At 41.3% G+C, this 21,537-nt stretch carries 21 protein-coding genes; 15 read left to right on the forward strand and 6 right to left on the reverse strand.

Annotation, left to right across the window (positions count from 1 at the left end; genetic code table 11):
- Nucleotides 1-8 precede the first annotated feature (8 nt).
- From ABMY35_RS06555 to ung, 4 genes are read left to right on the forward strand one after another with little or no spacing between them, the layout of a single operon-like run.
- On the forward strand, nucleotides 9-1,481 hold the full coding sequence (locus ABMY35_RS06555) for a cobyric acid synthase (protein WP_349285511.1): 1,473 nt from the start codon (nucleotides 9-11) through the stop codon (nucleotides 1,479-1,481).
- A 10-nt stretch (nucleotides 1,482-1,491) separates the two neighbouring features.
- Nucleotides 1,492-2,085, forward strand: coding sequence for a cob(I)yrinic acid a,c-diamide adenosyltransferase (gene cobO, locus ABMY35_RS06560; RefSeq protein WP_349285512.1), 594 nt, complete (start codon nucleotides 1,492-1,494; stop codon nucleotides 2,083-2,085).
- Complete coding sequence (locus ABMY35_RS06565) at nucleotides 2,085-2,969, forward strand: cobalamin-binding protein (protein WP_349285513.1); 885 nt, start codon at nucleotides 2,085-2,087, stop codon at nucleotides 2,967-2,969. The genes cobO and ABMY35_RS06565 overlap by 1 nt, the downstream gene beginning before the upstream one ends.
- The gene (gene ung / locus ABMY35_RS06570; protein WP_349285514.1) at nucleotides 2,969-3,628 is read left to right on the forward strand and encodes a uracil-DNA glycosylase; all 660 of its coding nucleotides are present in this window, start codon (nucleotides 2,969-2,971) and stop codon (nucleotides 3,626-3,628) included. Before ABMY35_RS06565 ends, ung begins: the two co-directional genes overlap by 1 nt.
- Nucleotides 3,629-3,673: 45 nt before the next feature.
- Here ung and ABMY35_RS06575 read toward each other — a convergent pair whose 3' ends face one another.
- On the reverse strand, nucleotides 3,674-3,865 hold the full coding sequence (locus ABMY35_RS06575; protein ID WP_130254710.1) for a DUF3545 family protein: 192 nt from the start codon (nucleotides 3,863-3,865) through the stop codon (nucleotides 3,674-3,676).
- 235 nt (nucleotides 3,866-4,100) lie between these two features.
- A complete protein-coding gene (gene tal, locus ABMY35_RS06580) occupies nucleotides 4,101-5,051 on the reverse strand; it encodes a transaldolase (RefSeq protein ID WP_349285515.1) in 951 nt (316 codons plus the stop codon).
- Nucleotides 5,052-5,297: 246 nt separating this feature from the next.
- Here tal and yaaA point away from each other — a divergent pair, with 246 nt between their 5' ends.
- Nucleotides 5,298-6,077, forward strand: a complete 780-nt coding sequence (gene yaaA, locus ABMY35_RS06585) for a peroxide stress protein YaaA (RefSeq protein WP_349285516.1) — start codon at nucleotides 5,298-5,300, stop codon at nucleotides 6,075-6,077.
- A 96-nt stretch (nucleotides 6,078-6,173) separates the two neighbouring features.
- Nucleotides 6,174-7,340: an MFS transporter gene (locus ABMY35_RS06590; RefSeq protein WP_349285517.1), complete on the forward strand. Its 1,167-nt coding sequence runs from the start codon at nucleotides 6,174-6,176 to the stop codon at nucleotides 7,338-7,340.
- Nucleotides 7,341-7,389: 49 nt separating this feature from the next.
- Here ABMY35_RS06590 and srmB read toward each other — a convergent pair whose 3' ends face one another.
- Entirely contained in the window at nucleotides 7,390-8,622 is a 1,233-nt protein-coding gene (gene srmB, locus ABMY35_RS06595; protein WP_058030869.1) for an ATP-dependent RNA helicase SrmB, read from the reverse strand.
- A 68-nt stretch (nucleotides 8,623-8,690) separates the two neighbouring features.
- On the opposite strand from srmB, the gene ABMY35_RS06600 reads away from it, so the two are divergent.
- Both ABMY35_RS06600 and ABMY35_RS06605 read left to right on the forward strand, forming a co-directional pair.
- Nucleotides 8,691-9,401, forward strand: a complete 711-nt coding sequence (locus ABMY35_RS06600) for a methyltransferase (protein ID WP_349285518.1) — start codon at nucleotides 8,691-8,693, stop codon at nucleotides 9,399-9,401.
- Nucleotides 9,402-9,524: 123 nt separating this feature from the next.
- Nucleotides 9,525-10,088: a phosphoribosyltransferase family protein gene (locus tag ABMY35_RS06605; RefSeq protein ID WP_058030867.1), complete on the forward strand. Its 564-nt coding sequence runs from the start codon at nucleotides 9,525-9,527 to the stop codon at nucleotides 10,086-10,088.
- A gap of 71 nt (nucleotides 10,089-10,159) precedes the next feature.
- Here the strand turns inward: ABMY35_RS06605 and ABMY35_RS06610 are convergent, their stop codons facing one another.
- Nucleotides 10,160-10,771, reverse strand: coding sequence for a TIGR04211 family SH3 domain-containing protein (locus ABMY35_RS06610; RefSeq protein WP_349285519.1), 612 nt, complete (start codon nucleotides 10,769-10,771; stop codon nucleotides 10,160-10,162).
- Between the two features lie 164 nt (nucleotides 10,772-10,935).
- Between ABMY35_RS06610 and ABMY35_RS06615 the strand changes: the two genes are divergently transcribed.
- From ABMY35_RS06615 to ABMY35_RS06625, 3 genes are read left to right on the forward strand one after another with little or no spacing between them, the layout of a single operon-like run.
- A complete protein-coding gene (locus tag ABMY35_RS06615; RefSeq protein WP_349285520.1) occupies nucleotides 10,936-12,456 on the forward strand; it encodes a CYTH domain-containing protein in 1,521 nt (506 codons plus the stop codon).
- A 2-nt stretch (nucleotides 12,457-12,458) separates the two neighbouring features.
- Entirely contained in the window at nucleotides 12,459-13,133 is a 675-nt protein-coding gene (locus ABMY35_RS06620) for a hypothetical protein (RefSeq protein ID WP_349285521.1), read from the forward strand.
- Between the two features lie 53 nt (nucleotides 13,134-13,186).
- On the forward strand, nucleotides 13,187-14,032 hold the full coding sequence (locus ABMY35_RS06625; RefSeq protein WP_349285522.1) for an HDOD domain-containing protein: 846 nt from the start codon (nucleotides 13,187-13,189) through the stop codon (nucleotides 14,030-14,032).
- Between the two features lie 62 nt (nucleotides 14,033-14,094).
- Here ABMY35_RS06625 and metK read toward each other — a convergent pair whose 3' ends face one another.
- A complete protein-coding gene (gene metK / locus ABMY35_RS06630) occupies nucleotides 14,095-15,282 on the reverse strand; it encodes a methionine adenosyltransferase (RefSeq protein ID WP_349285523.1) in 1,188 nt (395 codons plus the stop codon).
- Between the two features lie 263 nt (nucleotides 15,283-15,545).
- Between metK and tkt the strand changes: the two genes are divergently transcribed.
- The 4 genes from tkt (at nucleotide 15,546) to ABMY35_RS06650 (ending at nucleotide 20,572) form a co-directional block, all read left to right on the forward strand.
- Nucleotides 15,546-17,540, forward strand: coding sequence for a transketolase (gene tkt, locus ABMY35_RS06635; RefSeq protein ID WP_349285524.1), 1,995 nt, complete (start codon nucleotides 15,546-15,548; stop codon nucleotides 17,538-17,540).
- Between the two features lie 254 nt (nucleotides 17,541-17,794).
- Nucleotides 17,795-19,486, forward strand: a complete 1,692-nt coding sequence (locus ABMY35_RS06640) for an LruC domain-containing protein (protein ID WP_349285525.1) — start codon at nucleotides 17,795-17,797, stop codon at nucleotides 19,484-19,486.
- Between the two features lie 9 nt (nucleotides 19,487-19,495).
- Complete coding sequence (locus tag ABMY35_RS06645) at nucleotides 19,496-19,975, forward strand: hypothetical protein (RefSeq protein WP_349285526.1); 480 nt, start codon at nucleotides 19,496-19,498, stop codon at nucleotides 19,973-19,975.
- Between the two features lie 147 nt (nucleotides 19,976-20,122).
- The gene (locus ABMY35_RS06650) at nucleotides 20,123-20,572 is read left to right on the forward strand and encodes a GNAT family N-acetyltransferase (protein WP_349285527.1); all 450 of its coding nucleotides are present in this window, start codon (nucleotides 20,123-20,125) and stop codon (nucleotides 20,570-20,572) included.
- On the opposite strand, the gene ABMY35_RS06655 is transcribed toward ABMY35_RS06650, so the two are convergent.
- Nucleotides 20,569-21,444: an AraC family transcriptional regulator gene (locus ABMY35_RS06655; RefSeq protein WP_349285528.1), complete on the reverse strand. Its 876-nt coding sequence runs from the start codon at nucleotides 21,442-21,444 to the stop codon at nucleotides 20,569-20,571. The genes ABMY35_RS06650 and ABMY35_RS06655 overlap by 4 nt on opposite strands.
- Nucleotides 21,445-21,537 lie beyond the last annotated feature (93 nt).

The raw sequence follows: 21,537 nt of genomic DNA on the forward strand, positions 1-21,537 counted from the left end.
TGACGAAGATGAAAACATTAATGGTACAGGGCACCACATCTGATGCGGGTAAAAGTACCTTGGTTGCGGGTTTATGCCGCTTGCTTGCTAGGGAAGGGATTAATGTTGCGCCGTTTAAACCTCAGAATATGGCACTCAATAGTGCAGTGACGCCATGTGGCGGCGAAATTGGCCGTGCCCAAGCGCTACAAGCTATTGCTGCGAAACAGCCTTTAAGTACTGACTTTAACCCTATTTTACTCAAGCCGAATAGCGACACGGGTGCGCAAGTCATTATTCATGGCCGTGCCATTAGCAATATGGAAGCGGCGGAATACCATGACTATAAAAAAGTCGCAATGCAAGCAGTGCTTGAATCGCATCAAAGATTAGTGTCTGATTTTGATGCCATCATAGTAGAAGGCGCAGGAAGTCCTGCGGAAATCAATCTGCGTGAAAATGATATCGCTAATATGGGGTTTGCTTGTGAAGTAGATTGCCCCGTGATTATCATTGCTGACATTGATAAAGGCGGCGTGTTCGCACACCTTGTCGGTACTTTAATGTTACTCAGTGAATATGAGCAGTCATTAGTGCGAGGCTTTGTGATCAACCGTTTTCGTGGCGATATTGCTTTGTTGCAATCGGGTCTTGATTGGCTCGAAGAAAAAACGGGAAAACCTGTGTTAGGTGTGTTGCCCTACATGCATGGCTTAAACATCGACGCTGAAGATGCCGTCGCAATGGATAATGTCGTGACTAACAAACAACTCATGGTCAGTGTGTTGTTACTGCCGCATATTAGTAATCACACTGACTTTGATAGCCTTCGGTTAAACCCTCAAATTGATTTACGTTATGTAAAACATACTGAGCAAATCGGGCAAACTGATCTGATTATTATCCCGGGCAGTAAAAACGTCATCAACGACTTAGCTTTCTTGCAGACGCAAACATGGCAAACCGAAATACAGCGTCACTTACGTTATGGCGGTAAGGTGCTAGGCGTGTGTGGTGGTTTACAAATGTTAGGCAAACGCATTTGTGACCCTGATGCCATAGAAAGCTCACAATCTGAAATTACAGGATTGGGGTTAGCTGATTTTGAAACAAAGCTTACGCAAACTAAAACCCTGACTCAAGTGCAGGGTAAGTGCGTTATCAATCAGCAAAGCGTGGATATTAAAGGCTATGAGATTCACTGTGGGCAAAGTAGCGGTCCCGCCCTTGAAAAGCCATTTATGTATTTTACCGATCATCCACAAGGTTTCCTGAAAGATGGTTTTGTATCTGATGATAACCAGGTTGTTGGAACTTACTTACATGGTTTGTTTGATGAGCCCAAAGCGGCGGAAGCCATTTTACACTGGGCGAGTAATGGCAGGCTAACAGAAACAAATTTTAGTCTAGATGAGCATCGTGAAAAACAGTTAGAGTGGCTGGCAGATGAATGTGAAGCGCATTTAGATATAAACAAAATTAAAGCATTAATCAATTTATAGGGTGTGAATTATGAGCGAACAAGATAGGCATCAACAGAGGCAACAAAAAGTCAAAGAGAAAGTTGATGAAAAGGTTGCCGCTGCTAATATCGAAAAGGGCATTTTTCAGGTTATTACTGGTAATGGCAAGGGTAAATCGACGTCTGGTTTTGGGGTTGTGACGCGTTGTGTCGGTCATGGTCAAAATGCTGCTGTGGCGCAGTTTATTAAAGGTATGTGGGACTGCGGGGAGCGTAACTTACTTGAAAAAGTAGGTGTCCCTTTTGCAGTAATGAAAACCGGTTTTACCTGGGAAACGCAAAATCGTGAAACAGACACTGCTGCAGCGGTTGAAACTTGGCAGCAAGCCAAAAAGTGGTTAGCAGATGATAGCATAGATTTAGTGTTACTTGACGAGCTGACCTATATGGTGAGCTACGATTATTTAGACTTAGATGAAGTTATCAGCGCTATCGAGAATCGTCCGAAAATGCAGTCTGTGATCGTGACAGGTCGTGGTGCGCACCGTCGTTTAACTGAGCTTGCTGACACGGTGAGTGAAGTGAGAAATGTGAAGCATGCTTTTGAATCCGGTGTCAAAGCACTAAAAGGATTTGACTACTGATGTGGCTAAAAAGGACTTTATTGATCATCTTATTGCTGCTTACAAGTCAATATGTAGCAGCAAATCGATCACAAAATTCGTCACAACCGGATACTCAACATAAAGCGCAACGTATTGTGGCTTTAGCGCCGCACGTTGTTGAAAACTTATTTGCCATAGGCGCAGGCGATAAAATTGTCGGCACCGTTGAGTATGCAGATTACCCAGAGCAAGCACTTGAGATCCCAAGAATTGGCGGCTATCACGGTATTCAACTTGAGAAATTACTGGCCTTAAAACCTGATTTGGTGATCGCGTGGGAAACAGGTAATAAAAAAGCCGATCTTGAAAAGCTCGAGAAGCTAGGTATTAAAGTGGTTTATAGCGAAACCAATGACCTAACTAAAGTACCTGAGCAACTGACAGAGTTTGGTGAGTTAACTGGTCATCAAGTACAGGCAAAACAAGTGGCTAAAGAGTTTGATGCGCGTTTAGCCAAGTTACAAAGCCAATATCAAGATGCGAAGTCGCTGGATGTATTTTATCAACTCTGGCCTGAGCCCATGATGAGTGTGAATAAAAACACCATGATCCATCAGGTATTGTCGATTTGCCAAGTCAATAATGTGTTTGCTCACAGCCGAGCAGATTATCCACAAATTAGTATCGAAAATGTGCTTAGGTTTAAACCTCAAGTAATCGTATTACCTGAAGAGAAAACAAAGAAAGACGTGCAGCATACTAATTGGCAAAACTGGCCTCAGATCCCAGCAGTCGAACATCAGCAGTTTATTAGAGTCAATGCTGATCTATTACACCGATTTAGTGTGCGAGCACTCGATGGGGTTGCTGACTTATGTGGTAAACTGTCGCAATCTCGCCGTTACTATCAAGAGCAATCATAATGAAGACTTGGTCAGACTTTATCGCTGAACAAAGCCAGCAACCCTACCTGAAGGGCACGCTAGAGCACGTCGCTCAAAAGCGCAGCGAAGGCGTGACAGTGTTCCCTCCCGAGCGAAAGGTATTTTCAGCATTTGATGCCACGCCATTTGAACAAGTTAAGGTGGTCATTTTAGGCCAAGATCCTTATCACGGACCTGATCAAGCTCATGGTTTATGTTTTTCAGTATTGCCGGGAATTAAACCGCCTCCGTCATTGGCAAATATGTATAAAGAGCTGGTGCAGGACATAGAAGGGTTTAGTATTCCTGATCATGGTTATTTAATGCCATGGGCAGAGCAAGGTGTGTTATTACTTAATACTGTATTGACGGTTGAACAAGGACAAGCACATTCGCATAAACATCTAGGTTGGGAAAAGTTCACTGATAAGGTGATTGACGAAATTAACCAATATAGAGAAGGCGTGGTGTTTTTATTATGGGGCGCCCATGCACAGAAGAAGGGTAAAAACATAGATAAAACGCGTCATCATGTTTTACATGCGCCGCATCCATCGCCATTGTCAGCTCACAGAGGCTTCTTTGGTTGTCAGCACTTTTCAAAGACAAACGCGTTATTAACCAGTATGGGGAAATCCCCGATTAACTGGCAAGTTTAAACACACTTCCAAAAACGAAAAATGGCTCCCGAAGGAGCCATTTTTTTAGATTAAATCTAGTTCTTCTAGATCTAAGTTGTCTGCAAAATAGTCAAGTTCTTGTAGCTCTTTGCGAAGACGTTGTTTTTCTTTATAGGCTTCAATTTCGCGCCATTTTCGTTTTTGTTTTTTTGAAGAGGTGCGTTTTGTTGTTTCAGGACTTTCTAATACTGCAATGATATCGTCTAGGCTATCCATGATGTTCTCCCATTGATTATTGACCTCAAATGACGGTTTTACGTCAGCTCTGTATATTTGATATACGTTTCGAGCAACTTCGGTATATCATAACTCGCTTAAAAATAAAACAACTATGTGTTGCTTTTGTTACAGTAAAGTAACAGTTTGATGAAGATGAAACGCGGGGGAACCTGGCTTTTAGGCATAAAAAAACGCCACATAATGCGGCGTTTATATTGAATATGTTTATTAATTAGAGTGCTTTAAAACGCGCTTCTAGTGTTTCTTGTGCCTCAGCAAAAGCACGAATACCTTCAGCAAGCTTTTCAGTGGCCATCGCATCTTGATTATGCTGCCAGCGGAATTGCGCTTCGGTTAATGGCGCAGGCTTAGCTTGTACTTCATAGTCGTTATCTAGTAAGTACTCTTGTGCGTCAGTCAGTTCACCAAGCTCTTCAAGCAGTGCAGGGCTAATGGTTAATTTGTCACAACCCGTTAATGCAATGATTTCACCTGTGTTTCTGAAGCTAGCACCCATTACCACAGTGTTATAGCCATGCTGCTTATAGAACGAGTAGATGCTACGAACAGATTGCACACCAGGGTCTTGCAGTGGATCCGTTGGTTTTTCTAAGCCGTTAGCAACATGCCAGTCAAGAATACGACCCACAAACGGTGAGATTAGGAAAACATTGGCATCAGCACATGCACGGGCTTGTGCACTGCTAAATAATAGCGTTAAGTTACACTTAATACCTTCTTTCTCTAACTGTTCAGCCGCTTTAATACCTTCCCAAGTTGATGCAATCTTGATTAAGATTTTGTCTTGGTTGATACCTTGCTCTTTGTACAGTGCAAGTAAGATTTTTGCTTTAGCAATTGTCGCTTCTGTATCAAAAGATAAGCGCGCATCTACTTCAGTTGAGATGTAACCCGGGACAATATTGGCAATCTCTTTACCAATTAATACGGCAAAGTAATCACACGCTAATTCGACTTGTTTGTCTGCGTCAGACTCGTTCGCTTTTGCGTAATCCCAAGCTTGCGTTAAATAGGCTTGATAGGCTGGCATTTCAGCTGCTTTTAAAAGCAGTGAAGGGTTAGTGGTTGCATCTTCTGGTTGATGCTTACGAATGGCTTCAATGTCGCCGGTATCGGCAACGATTGATGAATGCTGTTTTAGCCTATCTAGTGCTGATGTCATTATGTTTCCTCATTCCTCTTACAGCTTATGGGCAAACTCTACTTCTCCTATGTTGCAATAGCGTGAATGGCATGAATAGGTCAATTGTCCTTATTTGACACTCACAAGTTGAGAATTAAAAAATATTCAAAGGAAGAAGAAGAGCACATATCCCGCATTACTTGCTACTTAACAATCTTCACTTGCAGTAACAAAGGGATAGTGTTGAAATTGACACTAATTAATTTTTAAGTCAATAGGTAAGCCATGATCACAGTGATCTCTCCCGCGAAAAACTTAGATTACGATACGCCAGCGCATATCGACACTTTCACGCAGCCTGAGTTACTTGAACACTCAGAAGAGTTAATGACAGTGTGTCGTGAATTATCACCGCAACAAATTGGCAGCTTGATGAAAATTAGTGACAAGCTTTCAGGCTTAAATGCTGCACGTTTTAGTGAGTGGGCACAGCCTTTCACACCTAATAATGCGAAACAGGCGGTACTGGCATTTAATGGCGATGTGTACACTGGCTTAGACGCTGCCTCATTAGATGAAGGCACACTAAGTTATGCGCAATCTCATTTACGTATTCTTTCAGGTTTATATGGCGTACTAAAGCCACTAGATCTGATGCAGGCCTACCGTTTAGAAATGGGTACTAAGCTTGAAAATACCCGAGGTAAAAACCTTTATGAGTTTTGGGGCACAGTGATCGCTGAGAAACTCAATGAAGCGTTAGCGGCTGAAGGAGCGACACAATTAGTGAACCTTGCTTCAAACGAGTATTTTAAAGCTGTTAATAAAAAAGCGCTTAAAGCAGATATCATCACCCCGGTATTTAAAGACTGCAAAAATGGTCAATATAAGGTGATCAGCTTTTATGCGAAGAAGGCCCGCGGCATGATGGCGCGCTACATTATGGAAAACCAAGTGACATCGCTTGAAGCGTTGAAAGCATTTGATGTCGCGGGTTACTATTTTAGTGCAGAAGCAACTCAAAAAGAAAACGAGCCGGTTTTCTTACGCGCTGAACAAAACTAAGTAAGCCACTCATAATGTGTTAATCAGTGCGGGCTAAATACCGTCTGCACTGATCTTCCTACCATCGAATCATCTTCTACACAATTTAGAGTAATAATGAATAAAAACGTCCTTTTCTTGGCTATCTGTCAGGGCTTGATCACCACGGGTAATATCTTATTAGTGACAATTGCTGCGCTTGTGGGTCAAGCATTAAGCCCATCGAGTGCACTTACAACGTTACCGGTAGCAACACAAATGTTGGGATTATTGTTGACTACAGTGCCAGCCTCGTTATTAATGGCTAAAATAGGCCGTAGAAAAGGTTTTAGTTTGGGTAATCTTATTGGGATCAGTGGTACGATCTTAGGGTTTTATTCATTACTGAATAGTCAGTTTTGGCTATTTTCATTAGCTACTTTTTTAATCGGCGTTGGTATTGGCTTCGCAACCCTATATCGTTTTGCAGCCATTGAAGTGAGTGACAATCCTGCTACTGCAATTTCAGCAGTGATGGCCAGCGGTGTCGTGGCGGCAGTATTAGGTCCAAATTTAGCGGTTTGGGTGAATAATCATTACCCTGAAATTAATTATGCCAATGCCTTTGTTGCCTTGATGTGGCTGTATATTTTGGCTTTGTGTTTATTACAGCTTGTGAAGTTTAATGAGCTCAGCCAAGCAAGCTCAGATAAACCACAACGGCCTTTATCTGAGATTATGACACAGCCTAAGTTTTTGCTTGCCGTATTGATTGCGATGATCAGCTACACCACAATGAACTTGTTGATGACCGCCACACCTTTGGCGATGCATCGCCATGGTTATGATCTTGCTGAGTCAGCACTTGTGATTGAATGGCATGTTTTAGGGATGTTTGTACCCTCATTTTTTACCGGTAAGCTAATTAATCGCTTTGGTCAGAGCAACATTATGCAAGCGGGTGTAGTTATTGTACTGCTGTGTTGTTTGGTGAATTTAATGGGGCTGAGCCATTGGCATTTCTTAGTGGCGTTGTGTTTGTTAGGTGTTGGTTGGAACTTTATGTTTATTGCCGCTACTCAAATGGTCAGCGAGAGCTATTTGCCCCATGAGCGGGCTAAGTCACAAGCCAGTAATGAATTCCTTGTTTTTAGTATGGTGACGGTTTCTTCATTGGGCGCAGGCTGGCTTGAGGCTGAAATAGGCTGGCAGTTATTAAATATGCTGACTATCCCTGTGATGCTTTTGGCCGCGGGTATTATCTGGCGATTAAAGCCTAAGTTAAAAGTAGCTTTAGAGACATAAAATGAAAAAGGGTCTGAAAGACCCTTTTAACTTCAACTAAGCTTGATAGTTACTTTTTCTTTTTAACTTTGGCTTTTGCCTTTTTCTTAGCTTTTATTTTAGCCGGATCTTTTTTCTTCTTTGGTAATTTCGCTGGTTTATTCTTCGGTTCTAACCCTTTAATAACACGAGATTTTAGTTGTTGTTCGGTGTAACGCTGAACCTTGCCTAAAATTGCCATATCATGGGCTTCAACTAAAGAGATTGCCGTGCCTTTTTTACCTGCGCGACCTGTACGGCCGATACGGTGTACGTAAATGTCTGCTGTACGCGGCATATCGAAGTTAAATACATGGGTTATGTCTTGAACATCAATACCACGCGCGGCTACATCAGTCGCTACTAGAATACGTGTTCGGCCCGCTTGGAAGTTGGCCATGGCCGTCATACGCTTGTCTTGAGGCATCTCACCACGTAACCAAGTGGTTTTAATATCGTGAGAATAAAGCTCACCAACAAGCTTTTCTAGTCGCTCACGCGTTTTAACGAAGACAATCGCTTTTTGTACTTCCTCTTCGTTCTTAAGTAACTCAACAAGTAGCTTTAGTTTGTGATTATAGTCATCAGCTAGGTGCACCCATTGATGAATTTTTCCTTTCTCTTTGCGTGATGGCTCAGCTTCAAGTAAGGCTGGATCATTAAGAATACGATCGGCGAATAACTCAACACTGTCGCCTTCAAGAGTTGCTGAGAATAAGAAACATTGACGGCGATTTTTTGCTTCATCACAAATACGTAGCATTTCTTTTTTGAAACCCATGTCTAGCATGCGGTCGGCTTCATCAAGAATAAGTAGCTCAACGTTTTCTGCGTGGAAGTTTTCAGTTTCAAGATATTCCATCAAACGACCTGGTGTCGCAATTAAGATATCGTTGTTCTTTTCGAAAATTTCTTTGTGGCTGCCGTAGTTAATACCACCGGTTACGACACCAATTTTAAGATGAGTATTTGCCGCAAGTAACTGACATTGTTCGTGTACTTGGTAAGCAAGTTCACGGGTAGGCGTCATAATTAATACACGTGCAAAGCCCGGATCGCGACGAGGGAAGTCTAACAAGTATTGGATTGCAGGAATTAAAAACGCAGCTGTTTTACCCGTACCTGTTGGTGCTGAGGCAAGAATATCTCGACCCATTAGACCTTCAGGAATAGAAAGTTGTTGAATGCTGGTGGCGGTTTTGAATCCCATTTTATCAATAGCTGAGAGGACTTTACCGTCTAGATCAAATTCAGAAAATTGCATAGTGCATCATAAATAAAGGACAATGTGCTCAATTATACGCGTGATAGTGAATTTGGAAAAGCGAGATTATGGCAGGCTTTGCGTTTAAGCAGTTTTGTATTGAGCAAGAGAACACCGCAATGAAGGTCTCAACCGATGGAATTTTGCTTGGTGCTTGGGTGAATTTGTCTGGGGTAAAAAGCTTGCTAGATGTCGGTGCAGGCACAGGGCTATTGTCTTTGATGTGTAAGCAACGTGCTGAATGTTTATCTGTGACAGCTGTTGAGATTGAGTCTGGTGCGTTTCAAGATTCAAGTTTGAATATTCAAAACAGCCCTTGGCAGGATGGTATTAGTTTACATCAATCTGCTATTCAAGATTTTCAAACTGAAACTAAATTCGATTTGGTGATCAGTAATCCACCTTATTTTAACGATAGTTTAAAAGGTCCATCGGCAGCTCGAAATTTAGCTCGCCATACGGATTCATTGAGCTTCAGTGCGTTACTAAATGAATTTAAGCGTTTATCTCACCCTAGAAGTCGCCTAGCGGTAGTACTACCTTATAAAGAAGGATTAGAGTTTATTGCGCTAGCGCAACAACAAGATTTGCATCTTGTGCGTAAATGCGAGGTGAAAACGACAGAGCGTAAGGCTGCCAGCCGTTTATTACTCGAGTTTGGGTATGCTACAAATAGTGGTCTGATTGAGCCAGAGAATACGGTGTTATGTATTAATGAAAATGGGCAATACAGCGAAGATTTTATTGCACTTTGTCGTGACTTTTACCTAAAAATGTAAAAGTGTTCCTTAATTGGGTAGTTTGCGCATTTTTGATTTATATGCGCTAGAATACAAGGTTATATCCAGCTGTTTATATGTGCTGGATACCTTTTCTTTTTATAAATATTTCACGGGGTTTGTATGTCAGATAAGTGCTATATCACAGCACAGCAGTTGCTTGAGGATTCTTTTCGTTTAGCCGCGCAAGTTTATGATGATGGTTTCCGTCCTGACTTCATCATTGGTATTTGGCGAGGTGGTGCGCCTATCGGTATTGCTGTGCAAGAGTATTATGATTACAAAGGCATAGAGACAGATCACATTGCCGTGCGTACATCTTCTTACTATGGTATCGGCAAACAATCAAAAGAAATTAAAGTACATGGTCTTCATTACATCATCGAAAATGCCAATGCAGATGACTCGTTACTCATTGTGGACGATGTATTTGATTCAGGCCGCAGTATTTTCGCATTAAAAGAAAAGCTTTCTGAGCTAATGCGATTAAACTTGCCTAAAGATATTCGCACAGCTTGCCCTTACTACAAGCCAAAGAATACTAAAGTACCTATGAAGCCTGATTATTTCATTCACGAATCAGATGAGTGGTTAGTGTTCCCACATGAGTTATCAGGTTTAACCCCAGATGAAATTGCAGAGGGTAAATCAGATTTAAGTAATATCAGCGAGTTATTTACTAAATAATCTAGCAGAGAAAAATAAAAAACCGCATTGTGAAATGCGGTTTTTTATTTTGAATATTTATTAAGTTGAAACTAAGCCCAACCGTCGTAACGCTTTCTGCGTGATAAGAATAGAGTTAATACGACACCTATTAATAAACCACCCACACCAACACCACCGCCGTAGGAAAGCATTAAATGTTGTTCTGCTTGTTCAGAAGAAAGCGCTTTTTGTTTTTCATCCGTTACCGCTTTTTCTAAACGCTGAATTGTTTGCTGTAAATTTTCATTTTCAGCTTGTAAATCTTGATTAAGTTGTTGCAAGCGAGGTAAGTCTGTTTGGGCATCATTGAGTGCTTGTTTTGTTTGTTGTAATTGCTGACCTAGCTCATCTAATTGGTGCGCGAGTCCTGGCTGGCTTGAGACAAACTGGGTTTCAACCCATACTTCACGACCTTTATCATCGATGACCTGCTGAAAACCATTTTCATTGCCTGCCATAATGGCGACTTGGCTACCAGCATCTACAGAGCCAACAATACGGTAGTTTTTTCCTGGTCCAGAATGTACATAAACGAATAAACTATCTGAGATATAGGCCGTATTTTCGCTGCTATTACTATTTTCTGTTGTTTGAACATCTTCAGCGAGAGAATAGTGCGAGAAAAGTGCGAAAATTGTAGGCACTAATATACGTTTTAACATCCGTGACCCTTATAGAGAGTTGTTTCTTGAGATAGTATGAATTTCAAGGAGTAATATCAAGTGAAGCGCTAAACTTCCTTGAACTTGCTGCAAAAAGATTGCAAATAACCGCTGCTTTGTATATTTTTACCGTTCTACAATTATATAGGTAATCACTTGCCCTAATGGACACTGAAATAGAACTGAAGTTTTTACTTTCAGATAATGAGGTTCCTCTTATTCCAGGACTCATCATGCAGTTTGCAAAAACTGTAAAAAATAAACCCGCCAAGAATCTAAAAAACGCCTACTTTGATACCCCGAATCGTGAGTTGAGAGCATTAGATATCGGTTTAAGAACACGTTGTTGTGATGAGCAGTGTGAGCAAACGATTAAATTGGCAGGGCAAGTTGTTGGTGGTCTTCATCAACGTCCTGAGTACAACTTACCTATTGATACGCCGCGTCCAAATATTTTGGCATTTAAGCAAGATATTTGGCCACATGGTATGCAGATCACAGCCATTAGTGACAACTTATTTCCAATTTTTAGTACTAACTTTATTCGCCGAACTTGGCTCATTGAAACTGAGCAAGGCTCAAAAATTGAAGTGGTACTTGATAAAGGTGAAATTGTTGCACAGGGTCAGGTTGAAGCCATTTCTGAGTTAGAGATTGAACTCGTTGAAGGTCAGCGAAGCGATCTATTTTTACTTGCTGAGCACCTAATTAGCTTAGGAGGTTTGCGTTTAGGCTTATATTCAAAAGCAGCAAGAGGTTATCGCCTTGCTGATGATAAGCCATTAAAACCCAATAAATATATTGGTGTTGTGAAGTTAAACCGTCACGCAACTCAAGAATATGCACTGGTACAGTGTGTGAATTACGGTATTGAGTTCGTGCAAAAGCATGAGCAGTGCTACTTTAACAAACCAAGTTTAAAGACACTTAAACGTGTTATCGATGGCATCAATCTGATTAAACATGCGTTTAAATTATTTGAGCCAATTGTTGAAGGCAATGCGACTGAGCGCTTGCTTGGTGAAATGGATTGGTTATTGAGTGAGTTAGATTGGGTTGAAGATGCGATCCATTTGAAAACATACACCTCAAAGCGCCATGCTTATTATAAAAAAATCAATAATGCGGATGAGTTAGCAGCACTTATTGATGACTTAAAAGCAGAGCAGCCTAGTATCACTGATATAGAGGACTTATTCCACAGTCCGCGCTATAACAAACTTGTTTTAGCTTTAACACGTTGGTTGGTTGACAAAGGTTGGCGTCAGGAATGGAGCCAGCATGCGGTATCAGCGGCTGAGTTGCCTATTAAAGAGGTGGCTGATGCAGCTTTTGAGAAAGACTGGCAAAAGTTACAATCTGATTTACCTGAAGGCAAAGATTTATGTACGCAAGATTACCTTGCGCTTCGCTCATTGCTAGATTGCGCTTTGCTGAGTGGTAACTGCCTTGGCTCTTTATACGACAAAGACACAAGACAATCATTCCGAACGCCTTGGATTGATATTGCTTATGGGATCTATGAGCTGGAAACGCTGGCTTATTTAAAAACCCTATGTGAGCAGCAAAACCTGCCAGAGCTTGAAGAAATAGAGTTATGGCTTTCTAAAAAAGCAGACTTTCTAGTTCAAGCGATGGAGCAAAGCCGCAGAGCCTCGCTCAATAGCATGCCATATTGGCGTTAATCATGAAAAAGCTCTGTAAATATCTTTTATGGAGCTTGCTCGTACTACCTTCCTTTAAAGCCTATGCCAATTGGAAAAGTTGGTATAGCGAAGACAAACTATCTATTAGCTATCAAAAACAGTCATCTGGATTAATCGAAATTAAAGCGCAAGCCAGTTTTGATAACTTAAATCGTCAAGCCTTTTTAAACCTTTTAAATGATACACAAAATGCATCTGAGTGGCTCAGTAACGTCAGAAGTGTCAGATCTATGCTTTGGCATACTAAAGGTGAAAATATTGTTGTTACTGTTCTAAATGCGCCTTGGCCTGTAAAAGACAGAGTGATGCTCACACATTCATGTCATAGGCTTGTTTCGGAGGCCACATCTAAGTTATTGATCAAATCTATCGATAAATCTAAAAGAACGGAATTTTTACCACTAGAGCAATTTAAGAAGTATATCTTCGTTGCACCCATAGAGGGCAGTTGGTTACTTGAAGAAACTTCAAATACCTTGCTCATAACTCATCAAATTTATGCTGATCCACAAGGTAAAATCCCCACTTGGTTGAGCAACAAAACCGCACTTAAAGGGGTAAAGAAGACCTTTCAAAATATGGCTAAGCAAATCTATAAAAAAGAGTATCAGGCTGACAATAACTTTATCACTTCTTCTTGTTCGACTTTTGAGTAATCACTTTTCCTCTACTACACTCAGCTAACCAAAAGTGAAAAAGTATCCGGCCTATGATCGACATTGATGACAAGGTGTTGGCAGATCTGAAATCTGGTTTTAGTTTGCCTTCAAAGCCTGAAGTACTACAAAACTTACAAAATGAATTGAACAATGATGAGCCAGAGCTTGGGAATATTGCAGAAATCATCAGTGAAGATGTGGGCACTGCGGCTGCGGTCTTAAAAGTCATTAACTCTCCGGCATACGGTATGTCTCGAACCATTACAGATATTCGCCAGGCCGTGATGTTTTTAGGTGTAAATTGCATCACACAATTAGTGACGGGTCACTTGCTTAAAAATGCCTTTAAACAAGAAGATTGTTGTATTTCGTTGCAGCGATTTTGGGATAATGCTACCGATATGTCGCAACTAGCGATAGCTATCGGTAAGCAAATAAAAACCACTGTCCCATTAGAAAACCTACAATTACTGGGTTTATTCCATGACTCAGGGGTACCCGCAATGGCCATGCGCTTTGATAACTATAATGACTTGATGACTCGAGCTTATCAGAGAGGTGAGCAGAGCCTTTTATACTATGAAGAGCAAATATATCCAGTAAGTCACACTATCGTTGGCTATTACCTAGCATCCTCTTGGCACCTTCCTAAGCCTATCTGCCAAATGATTCTACGACATCACGATGAATCATACTTAAAGGAAGAAACAGACCCAACACTCAAAGCGACTTTCGCGGCAATGAAACTAGCAGAGAATTTATCCTTTGAAGCAAAGCATTTTAGACCTTGCGGTGATTGGTTCGCATTTAAAGATTTGGTGTTAGTTGCATTAGAATTGAGCGATGATGATTACACTAATCTTAAAGAAGATGTAGAAGAGTACTTTATTCATTAACTACAGATATTAAAAAAGGCGCTCCTTTTCAGGTAAGCGCCTTTTTTACAGATGACTTAAAATTACAAGCCAGCAGCTGCTCTTAGTGCGTCTGCTTTATCTGTTTTTTCCCAGCTAAATGCTGTGAAAGTGTCATCACCAACCGTCATTTCAAACGGCTCACGACCGAAGTGACCGTACGCAGCAGTCATTTGGTACATAGGGTGAAGTAGGTCTAGCATCTTAGTAATGCCGTAAGGGCGTAGGTCGAAGTGCTCACGAACTAGCTCTACTAGCTTCTCTTCTGATACTTTACCTGTGCCGAATGTATCAATTGTGATTGATGTAGGCTCAGCTACACCGATAGCGTAAGAAACTTGGATTTCACACTTGTCTGCCAGGCCTGCTGCAACAATGTTCTTAGCAACATAACGACCAGCGTATGCTGCACTGCGGTCAACCTTTGATGGATCTTTACCAGAGAAAGCACCACCACCATGACGTGCCATACCACCGTATGTGTCAACGATGATTTTACGGCCTGTTAGACCACAGTCACCTACTGGACCACCGATCACGAAGCGACCTGTTGGGTTGATGAAGTATTTAGTATCTTCAGTTAAGAACTCTGCAGGTAGCGTGTGCTTGATGATGTTTTTCATTACAGCATCAACCAGTGCATCTTGCTCGATGTCAGGGTTATGCTGAGTTGAAAGTACAACAGCATCGATAGCAACAGGCTTGCCGTCTTCATATACGAAAGTTACTTGAGACTTAGCATCTGGACGTAACCAAGGTAGGATACCTGATTTACGTGCTTCAGCTTGACGCTCTACTAACAAGTGTGAGTAGTAAAGAGGCGCAGGCATAAGCGTTGGTGTTTCGTTCGTTGCATAACCAAACATTAGACCTTGGTCACCCGCACCTTGCTCTTCAGGCTTAGAGCGATCTACACCCTGTGCAATCTCAGGAGACTGTTGACCTATAAGGTTCATGATGCCACATGTGTCACCGTCAAAACCTACATCAGAAGACGTGTAACCGATATCTGTGATTACTTTACGCGTGATTGACTCTAGGTCTACCCAAGCATCTGTTGAAATTTCACCAGAGATGATCGCAACGCCTGTTTTAACCATAGTTTCACAAGCAACACGAGCGTGTTTATCTTGGGTAATGATTGCATCTAGTACCGCGTCAGAGATCTGATCAGCGATTTTATCCGGATGACCTTCAGAAACAGACTCAGAAGTAAATAAGTGTTTTGCCATTGTATCTATGCTCACAAATATTGCGCTTCACGAACATCGGGGATAGCGCGAAAAAATAAGAGGCGTATTCTATCTAAAACAATTTAACTTGCCTAGTTTTTTTACGCCTAGACGTCTGAATTAGATTTTTTCAATTGCAGATCTCGAATTAAGCAGGTTTAGCTCTCTTTTTCTCAGGTATTAACGTTGCAGAATGCACCATAAATGAGTCAGAATGAGCGCACTGACATTTCAGCGCAACACTATTAAAGGTAGGAGAATTCATGCCGTCTCGCAAAGAACTTGCAAATGCCATTCGCGTTCTGTCTATGGACGCAGTACAAAAAGCTAAATCGGGCCACCCAGGAGCACCTATGGGTATGGCTGATATCGCAGAAGTACTGTGGCGCGATTATTTAAAGCACAACCCAAGCAATCCTGATTGGGCTGACCGCGATCGATTTATTCTGTCAAATGGTCACGGCTCTATGCTTATTTATTCTTTGTTGCACCTGAGCGGTTATGATCTTTCTATTGATGATCTGAAAAACTTCCGTCAAATGCATTCTAAAACACCGGGCCACCCAGAGTACGGCTATGCACCAGGTGTAGAAACAACAACAGGCCCACTTGGTCAGGGTATTACAAATGCGGTAGGTATGGCGATTGCTGAAAAAGCACTTGCAGCACAATTCAACCGTGACGAATTTGATATTGTAAACCACTTCACTTACACCTTCTTAGGCGATGGCTGTTTAATGGAAGGTATTTCACATGAAGCTTGTTCATTAGCCGGTACACTAGGTCTTGGTAAGCTGATCGCATTCTGGGATGACAACGGCATCTCAATCGATGGTGAGGTAGAAGGCTGGTTCAGTGATGATACACCTAAGCGTTTTGAATCTTACGGCTGGCATGTAATTGCTGATGTAGACGGTCACGATAGCGATGCAATTAAAACGGCAATCGAAGCGGCTCGTGCAGAAACTGACAAGCCAACACTTATTTGCTGTAAGACAGTAATTGGTTATGGCTCACCAAACAAATCAGGTAGCCACGATTGTCACGGTGCACCATTAGGTGATGAAGAAATTAAAGCAGCACGTGAATTCCTTGGTTGGGATCACGATGCGTTTGAAATCCCTGAAGACATCTACGCTAAGTGGGATGCCTCTTCTCGTGGTCAACAAGCACAAAGCCACTGGTTAGTGAAATTCACAGAGTACCAAATGGCGTACCCTGAACTTGCGGCTGAGTTTGAGCGTCGAATGAAAGGCGAACTTCCTGCAAACTGGCAAGCTGAAACTGAAAAATACATTGCAGAACTTCAAGCAAACCCAGCTAATCCTGCGACACGTAAAGCGTCACAAAATGCACTGAATGCATTTGGTCCAATTCTTCCTGAATTTATGGGCGGCTCAGCTGATCTTGCAGGCTCTAACCTGACTCTATGGGAAGGCTCAAAAGGCTTAACGGCTGATGATGCTTCAGGTAACTACATTTTCTACGGTGTACGTGAATTTGGTATGTCGGCAATCATGAATGGTATTGCACTTCACAAAGGCTTCGTACCTTATGGTGCAACTTTCTTAATGTTCATGGAGTACGCGCGTAACGCGGTACGTATGGCAGCATTAATGAAGCAGCCAAGCATCTTTGTTTATACTCACGATTCAATTGGTCTGGGTGAAGATGGTCCGACGCACCAACCGGTTGAGCAAATTGCCAGCATGCGCTTAACACCTAACCTAGTAAACTGGCGTCCATGTGACCAAGTTGAGTCTGCAGTTGCTTGGCAGCAAGCGATTGAACGCAAAGATGGCCCAACATCACTTATCTTTACTCGCCAAGGTTTAGAGCAACAAGCACGTGACGAAGCACAAGTTGCTGCAATTAAGCAAGGTGGTTATGTGCTTAGCTGTGACGGTAACCCTGAGCTTATTTTGATTGCTACAGGTTCAGAAGTACAGTTAGCAGGAGATGCTGCGAAAGAGTTACGCTTACAAGGCAAGAAAGTACGTGTTGTGTCTATGCCTTCTACTGATGTATTTGATGCACAGTCAGCTGAATATAAAGAAAGCGTTTTACCAGCTGCAGTAACACGTCGTGTTGCCGTTGAAGCGGGTATTGCTGACTACTGGTTCAAGTATGTTGGTTTAAACGGCGCGGTGGTTGGTATGTCAACATTTGGTGAGTCAGCACCTGCAGGTGAACTTTTTGAGCACTTCGGCTTCACAGTTGATAATGTGGTCGTACAAGCTAACCGTTTATTTGCTTAATCAATAAAGTAAATTAAATGATTTGAAACCCGCACTTGTTGCGGGTTTTTTATTGAAAAAATTCTTAATATAAACCTTAAAGCTCCCTCCTTTATCTGAAAGTTATTACATCATAGCAATTTCGATTTCGCAAAGTGCGATGCAAATAAGTAAAGTCACCAGCTTACTGATTGCTAACTTATTGAAAAAGTTAAGTTAGGCTGTTGGTATAATTTAAGCTTGTTTCCCCATACTTTTATTTTAGGGAACTAAAGATGAAACAAAAAATATTCAGTGTTCTTATCGGTGTTGCCTCTCTACCCAGTTTTGCAGTTACGGTTGGTGGGATTGATTTTAATTACTTAAACGGGGTCCTACCCACAGACACACTCAGCTATAGCGTAAAAGGTAAGCCTCTCACCAATATTTCCAATGTTGGGTCGCAATTACCTACAGATGTTCTTACCAATATCTACTCAATGTTGCCAGAGGGACAATATGTAAATACAGCGTTTATCGACAGTAATTTGCTTAGCAATATAGTAATTAAAGATGAAAGTGAACTCGATGAGACATTTGTAACTGCCACCGCCAATGTGACATTTTTAAATGAAGGGGCTGGGTATAGAAACACGCTAGGCTATTTTGTCTTTGATGCTGATAATCCGCCCCAGAGTATTGCTGATATATCGCAGCATACGATTATTTTCCCAAATAGCTCAAAGCCTGGTGAGGGGGAAATGTTGCAAGGTGATAGGATGGAACTCGGACTAGATTTGCAACCTGGCCAGGCACTTGGATTCTTTGTTATTCCTAACGGTTGGGGATGGGCAGGCAGTCTAGGTAACATAGTCAATCTAGGACCATGGAATACGCCCTTCTATAGTGTCCCAGCTTTAAACCCTGAAGCAGATGAAATCAATGAACACAATGTGGTGTTTTACGATGCACAAAATGAATTTTTTGTGATCGGATTTGACGATCAACATCGCTCGCAAGGCGATAATGACTTCAATGATTTGTTATTTTCGGTAGAAGTGACACCAAGTTATGCTGTACAAGGCGTAAATGAAAATGGTTCAGTCGATTCAGGTACATACCAGCTGTTGGAACAAACAGATTCGTCAGTCACAAATACCAGCTACTACCCAAGTCAAAGTGGTTATGCGACTTTGGCTTTTGAGGATAAATGGCCAAAAATGGGCGACTATGATTTTAACGATGTTGTTATTAAATATCGCATGTCGCAAACATTTAATAATCAAAATAGAATGATAGAGCTTGTGATTGACTATCAATTAGTTGCCACAGGTGCATCCTTCCATAATGGGTTTGCGATTCACATACCAGACGTCGATACAAGCGCAGTAACCTCTGCAGTTATGACCTATAACGGTGAAGAGATTAGTAATAACTTTTTGGAAGCAACAAATAAGTTAAACATGAAGTTACTCGATGATAATAGTACGTTTGATGAAGCTTATGATGTGGCAAGAGAGCTGGCGAATACGAATTGCCAGTTCTATAGAACCATGCCGAGTTGTATAGAACCCGCGATGGATTTTTTCAAAGTTACTCTTACTTTTGACCCGAGCCAAATGCCTTCGACTGTTTCTCTCCCACCATTTGACCCATATATTTATGCGCTTGATGGACAATATCATGGGCCTTACGGAACGCGTAACTGGGAAGCGCATCTTAAACAGTTTTCCGGTAGTGAATTATTTAATAATGAGCTATTTGGTCAAGTAGATGATGCAAGTCAAACGCCTAACTACTTTATTAATGCCAATCAATTTCCATGGGCACTCAATATCACCAGTGATTGGAAGCACCCAAAAGAAAGTGTTGATATTAGAAATGCTTACCCCAAGTTTGCTGATTGGGTTACTTCTTCGGGTGAACAAGAGAAGTCTTGGTATTTGCTTGAAAATGCAACTAAGACAAAACTTTACGAGCAAGAGTAGGAGACAAGCATGAAAAATTTATTAACATCGACCCTACCAAGTCTTTTTGTGCTAACTGTTTTATCAGCATGCGGAGGTGGCTCTGAAAATACTCAAGAAGCCCCACAAACAAGCGTAAATAATACCACCGCGACCGTTCAAGAAAATAAAGAGCCAAGCACTCAGGATTTAGTTGCTGCCTCAGATTTTGATTTTAGGACTGATATGAAAGTTGAAGTAACTGTGTCCGGATTGAAATCAGAAAGCGGCAAACTTGTCTTTTATCATGGTGTAGGATTTCATGATGAAAAGACTAACATCTATTATCCAGCCTATGAGAATCGATTAACTTCAATGTTTGCTTTGAATGGCTCTAGTCAATCAATGCAGGTAGATGGTAATTGGGAATATTTAACCGTAGAGTGGTTACCGATGGATGCTGGAATAAGTGAAGTCTATAAAGTGATTAAACTCACTGGTGATAGCAGTTACTCTCTAAAGTTTGAGTAGTTTACTTAACTGATATGTAGTGACAAGAAAAGACGACAATGAATGGTCGTCTTTTTTGTGTTTATTTTGGATTCTTTGATAAATATAAAAAATTTATTAAATTAAAAAGTACTTAAGTTTCAATCAAGTTTTGAAAGCGGTGTAGTGATGAAGAAGGATGATATTAAACTGGTTAATACAGTACCAGAACAGTTAGCCATCTTAGAGGGATGGGAGCAGCAAGCTGGTGTAGGTGAATTTATCTTGGCCAACTCCAAAGAGCAGCACTTGGTTAGTATGCAAGAGCCCACAATTCAATACCTGTCAGTTCTTCAAAATGAACGCTTGGTGGGCTTTATTATTCTTGCTTTGGAGCCCAATAACACTATTGAGTTTAGGCGCATAGTGATAGGTCATCGCGGTGCTGGAATAGGGCAGTTGGCTATTCGAGCTATGGAGCAATATTGCCTTGAGCACTTCGCTTGTCAGCGTATTTGGTTAGATGTGTTTGACTTCAATGAGCGAGGGCAACACATCTACAGTAAACTTGGCTATCAAGAATTTAAACGCTGTCAGCATGGAGTGCATCAGTTGCTATTCTTCGAAAAGTATTTTTAATTTGCTTTGGCATAATCACTCGGTGAAATGCCAAAGTAGCGGGTAAATTCGCGACTAAACTGAGTGGCGCTTTCATAACCGACTTGCGCAGCGGCTTGCTTTACTTTGATCCCTTGATCTTGTAATAAGTCTCTCGCTTTAGATAATCTGAGCTTCTTTACGTATTGAATAGGGGAAGATGCGGTTATTTGTTTAAAGTTACGGTGAAACGTAGAGGCGCTCATATTTGCCATACTCGCGAGTTGTTCAACATCTAGCTTGTCATCATAGTGATTATGCAGGTGTTTAAGCGTACGCTCCATTTTAGACATATGCGTATTATGTGAAACTAAATCAAATAAAGGCGACGCTTGTGGGCCTTGTAATACGTGATAAAAAACCTCTCGAACCAAGCCTTTCCCAATAATGTCAGATTGTAACTTTGATCCTAAACAGTCAACTAATCGGGTTAGCGTGCAAGATAAGGCATCTGTATTTTCACTGACAAATAGGCCTTTTGCATTGCTCTTTTTATCGCTGCCATTTAGCTTACCATGTTCATCAAAGACCCTAACTAACTCCCCCAGTACAGACATGTCAAAGTCGATGATTAATGACAATAAAGGATTGTTGTTTGTAAGCTGTGTTTCACATTCTGCAGGTAAAGGCACGGTGAGTACCAAATAATTATCTGGGTTATAGGTATAAATTCGCTCATCGAAAAAGACCCGTTTTTGCCCCTGCAGAACGAAAATAATACCTTGGCTGTAACACAGTGGCGTTCTTTGTGCGCTTTCACTGCTCTTATAGATACCAACGCCGTTAATAAATGTCTGGTTGTAGCCTTCAGAGGGCGCTAATAGTTCGAGTTGTTTAATGAGTGATTGCATCATTCGTCACCAAATTATGTCATGGAGTAAGTATATCAAGGATAAAAGCGTTTTTGAGTTGTTTTCTTATGGGTGAGAGTTTTAGGCATGAAATTG

This window comes from Pseudoalteromonas sp. BZB3 (genome assembly GCF_040104455.1).
Lineage (GTDB): Bacteria > Pseudomonadota > Gammaproteobacteria > Enterobacterales > Alteromonadaceae > Pseudoalteromonas.